The following is a 16,112-nucleotide window of genomic DNA, read 5'->3' on the forward strand; positions in this document are numbered from 1 at the left end:
ATAAAATGGGAAAAATGAATAGATTCAGTGACAAATATGTTATTTCAAAAGAATTAGAATGGGAAGAACTTGGAGGTGGAGTATCAAGAAAATTCTTAGGTTACGATAATCAAATTATGATGGTAAGTGTAAAATTTGATAAAGGAGCATTAGGTGCACCACATCAACATTTTCATACGCAAGCTACTTACTGTGTATCTGGTAAATTCGAATTTGAAATTGATGGAGAAAAGAAAATTGTAGAAGCAGGAGATGGTGTTTACATAGAGCCTAATTTATTGCACAGTGCAGTTTGTTTAGAAGCAGGACAATTAATAGATACATTTAGTCCGGTAAGAGAAGATTTCTTAACAGGTGAAGGCCCATCTTATTTTGGAGATAAGGCATAGAATCATTAAGAAAAATCTGCTAGCCATTACAAGAGGTTAAAATAGTTTTATTTGAATATGGAAATTCAGTTGATTTTCCCCTCATGTATTTTGTGATGCAGCATGTAAAAAAGTAGATATACTAATAGCTATTTTTATTCCTTTTAAAGAGGTTTTTATGGAATAATTGATAGTGTATAGATACTTAAATTTAGCAGTATTTAATTTAAAAAGGAGATTGACTTTTTTTGAAAATTAAATGTTTTTTTAAAGAAAAATAATTCAAAACAATTAATAATGAACTTAAAAATTACACTAGTATTTATTGCAATGCTTCTTTTTAGTGCGGTAAATTTTGCACAAGAAAGTGTTACAGTTACGGGTAATGTTATGTCTAAAACGGATAGTGAGCCCATTTTAGGAGCCAATATTATCCTTGTAGGAACTATAAAAGGAACAAGTACAGATTTTGATGGTAATTATAAAATTAGCGTTAAACCTGGAGATGTTATTCAGTTTTCTTACTTAGGTTTCAAAACTAAAACGGTAACTTTTACAAATCAAAAAACAATTAACGTAGCACTAGAAGAAGATTCTAATATTTTAGATGAAATTGTAGTGGTTGGTTACGGTAATCAAAAACAAAAAAATGTAACAAGTGCTTTAACAAAGGTTTCTGGAGACGATCTTCAAAACCAAGCAGTATCTCGTGTAGAGGATGCTCTTAAAGGTAGAGTTGCAGGTTTAAGAATTCAAGTAGTATCTTCAGAAGCAGGTGGAGATCCTAAAATTACTTTAAGAGGACCTGGTTCTGTTACTGGTTCATCTTCTCCTTTAATTGTGGTTGATGGTGTTATTTTAGGTACAGATTCTGATATTTTAGGTTCTATAGATAATAATAATATAGAGTCTATAAGTGTTTTAAAAGATGCTTCTTCTGTTGCTATTTACGGTTCTCGTGGTGCAAATGGGGTAATATTAGTAACCCTTAAAAAAGGGATAGCTGGTAAAACAAGATTCTCTTACAATACTTATATAGGGTATAGATATGCAGATAATAACGACAACTTTAATACAACCATCGCTCAAGAAAGATCTAGATTAGATGGTTTACAAAGTACAGTAGATGCAATTTCTCCAAACAGTATTAACTATAGTAGAATTATTGGCGATTATAATACAGCTTATGCAGAGTTAGAAGCTATGGATTTTATTGCATCATTAGGAGGTGGAGAAAGAAACCTACAAGACGAAGTTTTTGATGGTGGTTTTACAAAGAGTCATTCTTTTGCAGTAAGAGGTGGGTCTGAATTAACAAGTTATTCTGCTTCTTTAGGATATTTAGAAGATGAAGGTATTGCACTAACAGATAATTTTAATAAATATAATGTTAGGGTAAAAATAGACAGTAAATCAAAAAATAAAAAAATTAAATATGGGGCTAGTATTCGTGTAAATTATAACGATCAAAAAAAGTTACCAGCTAGATTTACAGATCCATTAAGACAAATGGGGCATGTGCCTTTATATTTAAATGAAGAGCATTTAAAATATGTAACTAATTTTTCTACCGATGTTGGTGTTTCTACTGATGCAGGAAAATTATTTGAAAACTTAGGTGTTGGTAGTTATGGTTTTTCTAGAGCTTTCGATCATGTTTTTACAGTAGATCCAAACAACCCTAGAGCAATTGCAAGAGATCCTAATACAGGTTTACCAACAGTTAGCCCTTTAACTTCTGGAGGTTTAACCTTATCTACAACTAAAAACGTACACCCATTAGTGCACTTTTTAGAAAGATCTAGAACCAAAAAGAAATTAAGCTTAAACGCATCTTCTTATATAGAATTTGAATTGGCAGACGATCTTCATTTTAAACAAACGGTATCTGGAGTTTTTAGACATAATAAATCTAACGAAGCAGACTACTTATATGGTCAAGAAAATAGAGATCAAGAAGCTTATAGATTAGAAAGAAGAGATGAGTTAAATCAATATACATTTGAATCGCTTCTTAGATATAAGAAAACTATCGGAAAACATAACTTTAGTCCAGTTATTGGATTCGAATATATGCAGAGTGATAATTACAGACAAGAATCTGAAGCAGTAGGATATACCAACGACTTTAATAATAATATTGCAGTTGCAGATGGTGGTACTACTTATACCGATAACGCAAGCGAAAAACTTGTTTCGTATTTTGGAAGATTAGATTATAATTATGATGAAAAATACTTATTTCAACTATCAGTAAGAAGTGATGCAAGTACAAGATTTGGTCCAAATTCTAGAACAGGATTTTTTCCAGCAGCATCTTTAGGTTGGGTAGTAACTAACGAAAAGTTTTTTCCATCAAATGATATCGTTTCATCTCTTAAAATTAGAGCTAGTTATGGGGTTTCTGGATCGAATCAAATATCTAGTAATATTTTTGAATCTTTATACAGATTTGAAGAAGCATTTAGTACTGTTAGTTATAATGGTAGTACTGGTGTTAAGGGAATTACTTTGGCAAACCAAATTCTTGGTTGGGAAAAATTAAAAGAATTTAACCCTGGTATCGATGTTAGATTTGGTAGAGGAGGTTTCTTAAGCTTAACAGCAGATTATTATACAAGAACAAGTGAAGATTTATTATTATTTGCACCTACTTCTGCTACTTATGGTACAGATAACTGGTTGCAAAATCTTGGTGAGGTAAAAAATGAAGGTGTAGAGCTAGAATTAAGTTCTAGAATTATTTCTAATGAAAACTTTCGTTGGAGTGCATCTGGACAATTTTCTTTAAATAGAAATACCGTAGAAAGTTTAGGTAATAATGAGCAAATTATTTCTAGAATAGATCAAGATACAAGACCTACAGAGTTTATTGCTAAAGTTGGGCAACCAATTACTTCTTTTTATGGATGGGTATATGATAAAGAAATTCCGTTAGAATGGGTAGACAATCCTTTTAATAGATTTAACAATAAATATGCAGATGTATATGTAAAAGATTTAAATGGTGATGGTGTAATTGATGATGATGATAGAACAGAGTTAGGTAGTCCGTATCCAGATTTCGAATGGGGATTTAATTCTGATTTTACGTTATATGATTTTGATTTCTCTTTTCAAGTTCAAGGATCTCATGGTGCAGAAGTAAGAGTAGCAGATTTAGATCAATTATATTTTGAGAGTGAATCTGCAGTAAATGAAGTTTCTAATTTTCCGGATAAAGATATGACGGTTCATAGAAGATTTACAGATGATCACATACAAGATGCTTCTTTTGTAGCTTTAAGAAATTTAACAATAGGATATACTTTACCAGAATCATTATCATCAAAATATAATTTTGATAAATTAAGATTTTATTTAACAGGAGAAAACTTATTATTCTTTACAGCTAAGGGATATGAAGGATTTAATCCAGAAGCAGCTGGTCAAACATCAGATAACGCAAATACTCCGTTAACCGCAGGTTATCAAAGAGGAGATGGTCCCGTGGTTAAAACAATTTCTGCAGGTATTAACTTTCAATTTTAATCAATTATGAAAAATATATATAAAAATATAATAGTTTGTTTTTCTTTTATGGCTTTGCTAACAAGCTGTGAAACAGAACTAGACCTTAGTAACCCTACGGCGCTTTCTCTAGAAGAATTACTGCAAACTGATGATGGTTTTATAGCATTGTCTAACGGAGTTTTAGATGCTTATCAAAAAATTCCTGCAAATGAATTCTTATTAACAGAGTTAAGATCAGATAATGTAAGAGCAAATTCAGAAAACGGAAATTTCCCTGCAATTAGTGCTTATAATGTAGATCCAAATAATGGAGATGTTGCAACATATTATTCTAATAATATGCATGCCATTAAACATGCAAATACTATTATCGATAACCGTTTTTTAGCTCCAGAAAGTCAGCAATATACTGTTGGTGAGGCTTATTTTATGAGAGCTTTATGTCATTTTAATTTAGTAAGAGCTTACCAAAATGTACCTTTTATAGACAAGGTTTTAGATATTACAAGTGAAGAAGCATTAGATTATCCTCAATTACCTGAGGCAGAGGTTTATGAAAAAATTATAAATGATTTTAAAACTTCTATAGCTTATTTAAACGATGCGCCTAGAAATAGATATAGACCCTCTAAAGGAGCTGCAATTTGTTTAGCAGCTAAAGCATATTTAAGTCAACCAAATCCAAATTATTCTGAAGCAGAGCTTTTATTAGCATCTGTTGTAGAAAACAATGGTACTTATGGATATAATTTATTGTATACAGAGCGAAGTAATGCTGCAGATTTTGATGGTAACACAGATGTTTTAACGGATCAAGAATATTACGCAAACCTAATTATAGATTATGGTCATGTATTCGGAAATCAAATTTCTGATGGATACACAGACGGAGTATTAGATGGATCTTGGTCTAACAATGCAGGATTTGAAATTAATAACGAAGTAATATTTTCTATCGCTTATGACTTAGTAAGTAGTGATAATTATGTAACTAGTGATAGTGGTTTAAATGACCAGGTGGAAACAGATTCTGAATCACATAGTTTTGCTATGACTTTGCAAGGACCATCTAACGGTGTAAATATTGCAACTTTAGATTTCTTAGAGGTTATGAATCCAGAATTACAACCCGTAAGATTTTATGCAAGTATTGATGCTTTATCTTATGACCCTACAAACATTACCAATGATACTTTTAATGCTAAATTTCCTACAGACGGAGAAATAGGAGACAATGATTGGATTGTTTTAAGATATGCAGATGTGTTGTTGTTATATGCAGAAGCAATAATGGGAAACAATGACAGTACTACAGATTCTAGAGCAATTGAAGCTTTTAATGAAGTTAGATTTAGAGCAGGTTTAGAAGAAGTTGCCAACTTAACAAAACAGCAGTTGTTAGATGAAAGAAGGGTTGAATTTGTATATGAAAATCAACGTTTATATGATTTGGTAAGGTTTGGTGTTGCAGATGAGGTTTTAACAAAATTTTCTACAGAAAACAGTTTAAACTATACAAGTCCAAAAAAATACCTTCCATTTCCTCAAAGAGAAATAGACAATTTACCTAATTTTTATTCACAGAATAGTGGATACTAAAAACGCATAATTATGAAAAAACATTTGTTTAAATTAAAATATATTGTGTTAGGGACATTCTTATCTCTAGCCTCTTGTGTTAATGATGATTTACCTGGAGTTGGAGATTTAGAAGATTTTACAAATCCAACGCCTTTTTACACTGTAACAGACGTAACCACTTCAGAATTTGATTGTAGTGATGTTGAGTTATGGGCTAAGTACGAATTCAATTTTCAAGCAGGTTCTAATTTAGCAGTAAACGGTACACATTATGATTGGTCAGTTTCTCCTTCAGAAGGAGTCACTTTAATCAATAAAGATTTACCTATTTTAAAGCAATCAATAGATGCAGAGTTAGCTTCGGTTGTGGCATTAGAAAAAGAAATTGCAAAACTAGAGTTTAAAATACCTTGCGAAGCAAATCAAGATAAGATTGATGTTTTAGAAGCGCAAATAGCAGACTTACAAGTTCAATTGCAATTGGCTAAAGATGAGGTTTCAGAAGAATCAGCGCAAATTGTAGCAGGTTTAGAAACTCAAATTGATGAATTAGTAGATGCAACATTGCAAGATCAAGAATTAATTTTTTCATTTCCAGAACCAGGAGAGTATACAGTTGGTTTAACTGTAACAGATAACCTTGGTAAATCTGCATATACAGAAAAATTAATAACCGTTAATCAAGCAGTACCTACAATTGCAGTACCAGAAATAGGAGAGCCTGGTTTTGAAGACAATAGTTTGTTTGATGGAAGTGGAGATGGTAGAGATTCTTGGAGAGCACCTAGTTCTTCATTATGGGGTTCTGTTTTTCAAATCAACACTAAATCAGAAGGAATTTTACCAGAAGGTACACAGGCAGCTAAATTTCCTTCAGACGGTACAAGATCTATGTATCAAGAAATAGAAGTTACACCAGGGGCAACTTATGTGTTAACTTATTTTAGTGCATTTAATTTAGATAGTGCAGACGGAGAAATGACAGTATCTGTTTTAGTGCCTACAACGGGTTCTTATACAGAATCTTTGTTAGCAGAGAACATTATTGCGTCTAGAACGGATACTGGTTCAGGTAGAGTTGCAGATGTTTTTAAAAAACACGCAATTACATTTGAGGCAGGAGACAATGAAACTGTTATCATTTATGGACGAAATAAAAATGATGAAATAAGAATAGATTCATTTGATATAATAGTTAAACAATAATTTAAATCTAAAATTAGATATTATGATTTATAAATTTATTAAAAAATTTAATAGAAGTGTTTTGGCACTATCTTTTATACTTTTAGGTTTTGTGTCTTGTTATGATAATGGGTACGAAGAATTTGTGCCACCAACAGGAAACATAAATAACATTCAACCTAGCACGCTTTTTACTACAAGTACAGATGCAAACGATAATTTAACCATGGTGTTTAGAAGTTATTCTACAGATGCAGCTTCTTATTTGTGGGATTTTGGAGACGGAACCTCATCTACAGAGGCAAATCCAGATTATACCTATGCAAAAGGTGGTGAATATAAAGTAAAATTAACCACTACAAGTACAGATGGTTTGGTTGCTGTAGATTCATCTATAGTTGCACCGGTTTTTGTAGATTTTAACTTTACAAGTGTAGATTCTAAAGTAACTTTCGAAAATTTAACTTCTGGTGCAAAATCATTAGTTTGGAGTTTTGGAGATGGTGAAACAGTAACATGGGAATCTGAAGATACAGAGTTGGATGCAGATTATAATCCTGCTTACATTTATAAAACCGCAGATACATTTGTAGCTACTTTAACGGTAACTACTTTTTTAGATGTAGAAGTTTCAGTTTCTAAAAATATAGAAGGATTGGTGTTGTCTACAGTGCCAGATTTTACTTTTGATGTTAATAGTTTAGAAGTTCAATTTACAGATGCTTCTTTATTTGCGGTGTCTTATAGTTGGGATTTTGGAGATGGAACGTCTTCAACAGAATTAAACCCTAAACATACTTATGCAACAAAAGGAACTTATAATGTAACTTTAACAACAACTAATGAAGCTGGTGTTTCTCAAAGTATAACTCAAGGAGTGCCAGTTGGAGGTGTAGATGCTACCTTTGCAGCTGTAATTTTGAATGGTACTATAGATGAATGGGTACCAGGTGTTTATCATAAAGATGATAATAATGACGCTTGGGAACCAGTTCCTCCTTCTAAATTTAAAAACGGTCAAGAAAGTCCGTATGCTTGGTCTAATTCAGATCTTAAATCTAATGCAGGTATTAAGGCGGCAGGTATTACAACATCAGAAAATACTGGTACACATGCTTTAAAGTTTAGTGGAGCAGAACGTAGAGCATATCAACCTTTTAAGGTTGAGGTTGGAGTAGAGTATACTATTTCTATGTTTGTTAGAACAGAAACTACAGATGATTTTACAATATATATGCTTAATAATGAGGTTTCTGATGAAAGTGATTTAACTGGTAATAGTGATGCTGTTTATGTTGTTTCAGGAAATGATAATAAATACAAAGAATATACTTTTACTTTTAAAGCAACTACAGAAACAGCAGTGTTTTATGCTGTACCATTTAGTGGAATTAGTAGTTCTAGTGAGGTGTATTTAGATGATATTAGTATTACTACACCTGGTTTTTAACTCTTAGAATGAATGTTATATTATTTTAAGTGTAATTTATATTGCCTTAAATAATAAAATAAGTATAGGCAATTACATGTCTATAAAATATAAATTACATACATTATAAAAATTATAATGTGTGTAATTTTTTTTTGAAGAAAAGATTTAAACTCATTCCTTTTTTTTACCCTCTTTATTTTTTATATCCAATTTTATATAATGGCTATTTTACTTTAGTAATTAGTCTTTTATGAAATAATTAACAAATAGTTTTTTTATTTCAAAAAAAAGCATATATTTGGTCAACCAATTTGGTCAACCAATTTGGTTAACCAGAAATTTTGTTTTGAGATTCTGTAGAACAATAAAACATTAAGTAGTAAGTGTAGCAGTATTTATATTTAAGATGTTCTATTAGATCTCATTATAATTAAAGATTAATGTATTAATTCAAAACAATTCAAAACAATTAACTATGAACTTAAAAATTAAGTTAGTATTTATTGCAATGCTTTTCTTAAGTGCAATTAATTATGCGCAAGAAAGCATTATGGTAAAAGGAAGTGTTACGTCCAAGACAGATGGTGAGCCGATTTTAGGTGCCAACATTATTATTTTAGGGACAACAACAGGAACAAGTACCGATTTTGATGGTAATTACCAATTAAATGTAAAATCGGGTCAAGTATTAGAGTTTTCTTATTTAGGGTTTACTTCTAAAAAAGTTACTTTTACAAATCAAAAGGTTATTAATGTCGCTTTAGCGGAAGATGCTAGTTTGTTAGACGAAATCGTAGTAGTTGGTTATGGTACTCGTAAAAAGTCTCATCTTACAGGGTCTATTTCAAAAATAGGAGGAGAAGATGTTGCTGCAGTACAAACATCTCGTGTAGATGAGGCATTAGCAGGTAAGTTGTCTGGGGTTTTAATTCAGAATGCAAGTGGAGAGCCAGGAGCAGATCCTAAAATTCAAATTAGAGCAGCTTCTTCTATTTCAGGTAATTCAGATCCATTAATTGTTGTAGATGGTTTTCCTATTAATGGAAACTTAGCAACCGTTAATCCTAATGATATAGAGAGTTTAGAAGTGTTAAAAGATGCTGCTTCTGCTGCTATTTATGGTTCTAGAGGAGCAAATGGTGTTGTTTTAGTTACAACTAAAAAGGGAAAAACAGGAAAGCCTAAATTTAGTTATAACACGTATGTTAGTATGTCAAACAAGTATCGTGATAACATCCTTAAAACTGGTTCTGAATGGGCGGCTATCTCTAGATCGGAAATTGCTGCAGGAAATTGGAATGTTTCTCAAATAGATCCTGCTTTTTTAGAGTATAGATTAACTGCTTATGAGGAGTCTCCAGACGAAAGAAGTGTAGAGGATTGGTTATATCAAACAGGTACTACTACGAGTCATGATTTTAGTATGAGTGGTGGTACAGATGATGTAAAGTATTTTGGGTCTGTTGGTTACCAAGATGCTACAGGTATTGTAAGAACTCAAGGTTTCGAAAGATTAAATGCTCGTTTAAATATTGACGCTAAATTAGGAGACAAATTTAAAACAGGAATAAGTTTTAATGGATATACTTCTAAAAGACAAATTGTTGGGTGGGATGTTAGAGATCTTTCTAGATCATATAGTGTTCATCCTATTTATCATACAGAAGCTTCTATTGCTTTTGTTCAAGATTTAGATAAAAAAGCACAAGCTTTAGGTCTTAAAGGTTTTGATACAGGAGTAAGTGGAGATGCAGTTGATGCAGGTTATAATTCTAGTATATATACATTACAGCCAGGAGATTATGTAAATGATTGGCATTATGGAAAGGATAATAATGGTATTGGAGGTTCTGGAGATCAAGGTCCTGCTGCAAAGTTAGATAACTCAGAAAGAACACAAAGAACCTATTTTGCTAATATTAATTCTTATTTATCTTACAATATTATAGAAGGATTAGATGTAAAAACAGTTTTAGGTGGAGATTTTAGAGATACTCAAGATTATTACTGGAGAGGAGTTCAATCTGATGCTAAAGCTCGTGGTAGTGCAACTAATTTAGATCAAACAGATGTGAAAATTTCTTCTATCTTAAGTGAAACTACTTTAAACTATACAAAAGAAATAGGTAAACATAATATAGCAGCAGTAGCTGGTGTAGAGTTTCAGTCAACTACTTTTAGAGGTAATTCTTTAGATGGTACTAATGTTCCAAATACAGCAGTTACAAATTTTAATTTGTTATCACCAGCCGATATTGTTGTAACAGAAAGAGATGAAACTAGAGTAAGAAAAAGTGTTTTCGGAAGAGTTAACTATGCGTATGATGATAAGTATTTAGCTTCTGTTTCTCTTAGAAGAGATGGTGATTCTCGTTTTGGAGCTAATGAAAAGTACGGTACTTTTCCTGCAGTTTCTTTAGGTTGGAATGCACATAAAGAATCTTTTTTAGAAGATAGTGATGTGTTAAGTAAATTAAAATTAAGATTTAGTACAGGATCATTAGGAACAACTTCTTTCTTAGGTTCTTACGATTCATTAAGTTTGTTAAACCCTACTCCAACAGTTTTTGGTACAGGTTTTAATATTCCTTCAGATGTTGCAAATCCAAATTTAACTTGGCAAACAAACACAGAAACCAATTATGGTATAGACTTCGGTTTTATTAATAATAGATTTACTTTAGGAGTAGATTACTATACTTCAAACATAGAAAATTTCTTACTTAGTAGAAATGTCTCTGAGGTTCTTGGAACACAAGCTATAACTTTAAATGCAGGAAATATAAAAAGTTCAGGTGTAGAACTTGAGTTTTCAGCAGGTATCATTCAAAAAGATGATTTTTCATGGAATGTGAGTGGTAACTTTTCTACAGTGAATACAGAAATTACAGATTTAGATGGTTTAGATGAATTACCTAGACAAGCAGTAGGTCAATCTGGTAGAGATGTAGTATTTAGAAATTATGTTGGAGGTCAAATTGGTGAAATGTGGGCATTAGAAACTGCAGGACAAGTTGAAATGAAATACCTAGAAGATGGTACAAGAAATCCAAATAATACTACTGGAGAATATTATGTTGTAGATCAACAAGCACCTGGAGAACCAGGATATGGTGAAATTGATAAAACAAGAACAGTAGAAGAGGGTGGAGATTTAATTAAAGCAGGACAAAATACACCAGATTTTTATTGGGGGTTGAATAGTTCTATGAACTACAAGCAATTTGATATGTCTTTACAATTTCAAGGAACAGTTGGTGGAGAGGTTTACAATGTAGATCCTTACTATTACGGTTCTCAATGGGGAGGTAGATTAGTAGATGGTTTTAAAGACGCAGAAGGTCGTGCAGTACACAATGGTATGTTTGTTAAAGGAGCAAAAGATAATTTAGATGCAAATATTCAAGACGCTTCTTATTTAGCTTTAAGAAATATTACAATTGGTTATACTTTTAAAGAAGAGTTAGTAGAAAAAATAGGTTTAAGTTCTGTTCGTTTATACGGTGCTGCTACTAACTTATTGTACATAATGGCCGATAATTATACTTCTTATAACCCAGAAGGTATAGAAACAACAGGAGATTATAACGGTCCTACAACATCTGGTTTCCAAGTAGGAGCTAGTCCAGTTGTAAGAAGCTTTACGTTAGGTTTAAATCTTAACTTTTAAAAAAAGAAAAAATGAGAAAAATAAATATATTAGTAATAGGATTAATGTTGGCTATCTCAGCATGTTCAACAGACTTAGATCAATTGCCTTCAAATATACCTGAAGCAGATTCTTTAACAGATTTTGAAGGAGTTTTAAATTCTGCTTATAATTATCAAACAGGCTCTGCTACACCATTAGGAGTAATGGGGGACTTTAGAGCAGATAATGCTCAGTTTGATGAATCTCCACACAATTCATTTGCATCATTTAATGGAGATGTATTATCTATGGAAGGTGATTTTTTCCAACCTTTTTATGCCTCTTTATATAAATCTATATTAAGTGCGAATATTGTTATTGAAAAATCATCTGATAATATACATATTGGTGAAGCTAAGTTTTTAAGAGGATTAGCATATTTTAAATTAGTAAAAGTTTTTGGAGATGTAGCTATTAATTTATCAGCAGAACCAAGTACAACAGATACTTCAATATTAAAAAGACAGCCGGCTGCAGATGTTTATAGTCAGATTATTTCTGATTTAATGGATGCAAAAGATGCTTTAAGTAATAGTGGGCTTTCTACAGGAAGAGCGTCTTCAATTGCTGCTCAAGGATTGTTAGGTAAAGTATATATGCAAATGGGAGATTTTGTAAATGCAGCACCTCATTTAGCAGCTGTTGTAAACGGTGCCGATGCTGCTGGATTAGAATTAATGCCAAACTTTGCTGATGTTTTTGGTCCAGGTTCTGATTTAAACAAAGAGATAATATTTGCAACTCAAATATCTGGTTCTATAGCAATAAGTGATTATAGTGGTTCTACATTTACATTATGGAGTAATGGAGGTGACACAAAATCAAATGAAGATCCAATTACCGCAGACTTAGCAGCTGCTTTTGATAATGCAGGAGATGTTATTAGAAAAAACGCAACAATATCTGTACCTCCTTTGTCTACTTATAGAGTTGGTGTTAAATATGGTTCTGCAGCTGCAGATCAAGATTTTATAGAACTGAGATTAGCAGATGTTATATTACTATATGCAGAAGCTTTAAATGAGAATACAAATACTCCTGCAGCAAGAGCATTAGCTTTAATCGAATTAAACAAGGTTAGAACTAGAGCAGGATTAATAAATGCTGTAGCAGCTAGTCAACAAGAACTTAGAATAGCTATTGCTAACGAAAGAAGATTAGAGTTTGCATTAGAAGGTCAAAGATGGTTCGATTTAGTTAGAACAGGAACTGTTGATGCAGAAATGGGAAAAACAATTAATAGCAATTACTATGTATTTCCAGTTCCAACTTCAGAAATTTTTGCAAGTGAAGGAGTAATTACACAAAACACTGGTTACTAGGGTAATTAACAAAGTATTTAATTTTGCTGGTATTTTTTGCCAGCAAAATTAAAATACAATTTATGTATATCATTAAGTTCAACAAAAGAGATTTGTTTTTTATATATTTACGCGGTCAAACTGGTTAACCAGTTCTGTTATTAAAAATCTAGAATATGAAGTTAGAAGTGCTTACAAAAAATGAAAATCAAAAGGTTCAAAAGGAAATTATTATTGGTATCCGGGATTTAATTAATTATAAAAATTTAGAACCGGGAGACAAGTTACCCTCTGAAAGAATGCTTTCCGAAAAATTTAATGTAAGTAGAAGTAATGTAAGAGAGGCAATTCATAGATTAGAGTTTTATGGTTTGTTAAAATCTAGACCACAAAGTGGAACTTTTGTAGCCAATATAGGTGTTACTGCCTTAAACGGAATGATTGAAGACATTATAAGGTTAGATGAACCAGAATTTAAATCTCTTGTTGAAACAAGAATATTATTAGAATTAAAAACATCAAGATTAGCTGCTTTAAGAAGAACTGAAGGCGATTTGCTTAAATTGAATGAAGCCCTTGAAGCATATAAAACAAAAGTAATAAACGGAGAAGATGCTGTACAAGAAGATTTATTGTTTCATTTAGCAATTGCAAAAGCAAGTGGTAATAGCACAATGAATACGTTTATGCTAATTATTACGCCAGAAATTATTACAAATTTCAAGAAACATCATGTGTGTGATGCAGACTTAGCACAAAGAGGAATCAGTGATCATCAAGCTATTTTTGATGCCATCAAAGAAAAGAATCCTCAACTAGCAAAACAAAAAATGAAAGAGCATTTTAAAGAGCTCTATATGTATTGTTATAACGTCTAACATAAATAAGTATATAAATATGAAAGTAAAAGGATTAAGGTGGTTTATTATAGGACTTATCTTTATAGCAACTGTAATCAATTATATTGATAGAAGTGCATTAGCAATTATGTGGGGAAGTAATGACCAGCCAAATTCAATCTCTGGTTCATTAGACCTTACAAAAAGTGATTATGGTTTAATTTTAAATATTTTCATGGTGTTTTATGCACTAGGACAATTATTTTCTGGTAAACTATTTGATAAAGTTGGAACAAGAATTGGTTATGTAATTAGTATTGGTGTTTGGGGGCTATCTTCTTTTCTTCACTCTACTGTTCGTGGTATTGTAGGACTTACATTCTTTAGAAGTACATTAGGTCTTTCTGAAGCTGGTAACTGGCCAGGGGGAGTTAAAAGTAATGCAGAATGGTTTCCTATTAAAGAACGTGCCATTGCACAAGGATTATTTAATGCCGGTGCTTCTATTGGTTCGGTAATTGCGCCGCCATTTATTGCTACATTATATGTTGCTTTTGGTTGGAGAACTAGTTTTATGGTAGTGGGGTCTTTTGGTTTACTTTGGATTATTCCTTGGTTATTAATTAATAAAGCAGGACCAAAAAAACACCCTTGGATTACTCCAGAAGAACAAAAATATATTTCAGAAGGTCAAAGTCAAGCAGATCAAAATGCAACAGCAGATACAAAAGGTAAAAGCTTAAAAGAAATTCTTTCTCATAGAGAATCTTGGGCAATTGTTGTAGGGCGTTTCTTTTTAGAACCAATTTGGTGGTTATTTGTAGGTTGGATGCCTCTTTACTTGGCAGATGTTTACGGTTTTAATGTAAAAGAAGTGGGTATGTTTGCTTGGGTGCCTTATGTAGGTGCTGCTCTAGGTAGTATTGCAGGTGGATATGTCTCAGGACAAATTATATCAAAAACAAATTCAATTGATAGAGGAAGAAAATTAACAATATTAATTGGTGGAGTTATCATGTTCTTAGGCTTAGTTGCTACAGTGTTATTTGGTGATTCGCCAGAGCGTTTTGTTGCAATTGTATTTTTTGTATTATTTGGTTTTCAGTTTGCAATTGGTAACGTACAAACATTACCAAGTGATTTATTTAGCGGTAAATCTGTAGGATCATTAGCTGGTTTAGCAGGTATGGTTGGTGTGTTTTCTGTAATATTGATGAACTTTTTAGTGCCAATAATTCAAGAAAAATTTTCTTACACGCCAATATTTGTTGCTATTGCTGCATTTGTGCCATTAGGTTTAGGAGCCATTTATTATTTCGCACGAGAAATAAAATCAGTAGAAGAATAAAGAATAAAAATTAATAAAAACAATAATTATAATATAAAGTCATGAGTAAAATAGAAAATAAAGTTGCTGTAATTACAGGAGCTACAGGAGGAATAGGTTTTGCAGTTGCAAAAAGATTAGGAAAAGATGGTTATACTGTAATTTTAAACGGTATTGAAGATGAAGCAGGAGCTGAAAGAGTTAAGGAATTAACTGCAGAAGGAATAACTGCTGAGTATTATGGTTTTGACGTTACTAAAGATGAAGAAGTAACAGCAAACATTACTAAGATTGGTGAAAAATATGGTAAAATTGATGTTTTAGTTAACAACGCTGGTGGTTTAGGTGGTAGATCTAGATTTGAAGAAATGACTACTGAATTTTACAGATTTGTTATGGCTTTAAACCTTGATTCTGCATTTTTTGCATCTAGAGCAGCTATTCCATTTTTAAAGAAAAGTGAAAATGCATCTATCATAAACTATACATCTAACGCAGCTTGGAATGCAGGTGGACCAGGAGCTGGAATTTATGGAACATCTAAAGCAGGTGTACATGCAATAACAAGAGCTTTGGCAAAAGATTTAGCAGAATATGGTATTAGAGTAAACGCAGTATCTCCAGGTACAATTGATACTCCTTTCCATGCTCAAATTAAAGCTACTAAACCAGAAGTGTTTGCTTCTTGGGCTAATAGCATTATGTTAGGTAGATTAGGTCAACCAGAAGATGTTGCAGGTGTTGTAGCTTTCTTAGCAAGTAAAGATGCTGCTTTTATTACTGCAGAAACTATCCAAATTGGTGGTGGTCAAGCATTAGGTATCTAAAAAGAAGTTTTTTATTGGATTTAATATTTATTAAAACCGTTTTGTAAT

At 32.0% G+C, this 16,112-nt stretch carries 10 protein-coding genes; all 10 read left to right on the forward strand.

The window, feature by feature from the left end:
* Positions 1-14 precede the first annotated feature (14 nt).
* Positions 15-389, forward strand: coding sequence for a cupin domain-containing protein (locus WHD07_RS14900; RefSeq protein ID WP_105050638.1), 375 nt, complete (start codon positions 15-17; stop codon positions 387-389).
* Positions 390-665: 276 nt separating this feature from the next.
* Positions 666-3,899, forward strand: coding sequence for a SusC/RagA family TonB-linked outer membrane protein (locus tag WHD07_RS14905; RefSeq protein ID WP_105050330.1), 3,234 nt, complete (start codon positions 666-668; stop codon positions 3,897-3,899).
* Positions 3,900-3,905: 6 nt separating this feature from the next.
* Positions 3,906-5,480: a RagB/SusD family nutrient uptake outer membrane protein gene (locus WHD07_RS14910; protein WP_105050331.1), complete on the forward strand. Its 1,575-nt coding sequence runs from the start codon at positions 3,906-3,908 to the stop codon at positions 5,478-5,480.
* A gap of 12 nt (positions 5,481-5,492) precedes the next feature.
* Positions 5,493-6,668, forward strand: a complete 1,176-nt coding sequence (locus WHD07_RS14915; RefSeq protein ID WP_343329042.1) for a hypothetical protein — start codon at positions 5,493-5,495, stop codon at positions 6,666-6,668.
* A 22-nt stretch (positions 6,669-6,690) separates the two neighbouring features.
* A complete protein-coding gene (locus WHD07_RS14920) occupies positions 6,691-8,097 on the forward strand; it encodes a PKD domain-containing protein (protein ID WP_105050333.1) in 1,407 nt (468 codons plus the stop codon).
* Between the two features lie 457 nt (positions 8,098-8,554).
* Entirely contained in the window at positions 8,555-11,749 is a 3,195-nt protein-coding gene (locus WHD07_RS14925; RefSeq protein ID WP_343329043.1) for a SusC/RagA family TonB-linked outer membrane protein, read from the forward strand.
* A gap of 11 nt (positions 11,750-11,760) precedes the next feature.
* The gene (locus WHD07_RS14930) at positions 11,761-13,092 is read left to right on the forward strand and encodes a RagB/SusD family nutrient uptake outer membrane protein (protein ID WP_343329044.1); all 1,332 of its coding nucleotides are present in this window, start codon (positions 11,761-11,763) and stop codon (positions 13,090-13,092) included.
* 155 nt (positions 13,093-13,247) lie between these two features.
* The gene (locus tag WHD07_RS14935; RefSeq protein ID WP_105050336.1) at positions 13,248-13,949 is read left to right on the forward strand and encodes a FadR/GntR family transcriptional regulator; all 702 of its coding nucleotides are present in this window, start codon (positions 13,248-13,250) and stop codon (positions 13,947-13,949) included.
* 19 nt (positions 13,950-13,968) lie between these two features.
* A complete protein-coding gene (locus WHD07_RS14940) occupies positions 13,969-15,258 on the forward strand; it encodes an MFS transporter (protein WP_105050337.1) in 1,290 nt (429 codons plus the stop codon).
* A gap of 41 nt (positions 15,259-15,299) precedes the next feature.
* Complete coding sequence (locus tag WHD07_RS14945) at positions 15,300-16,064, forward strand: SDR family NAD(P)-dependent oxidoreductase (protein ID WP_105050338.1); 765 nt, start codon at positions 15,300-15,302, stop codon at positions 16,062-16,064.
* Positions 16,065-16,112 lie beyond the last annotated feature (48 nt).

The sequence above is a fragment of the Polaribacter staleyi genome, from assembly GCF_038024045.1.
GTDB lineage: Bacteria > Bacteroidota > Bacteroidia > Flavobacteriales > Flavobacteriaceae > Polaribacter > Polaribacter butkevichii.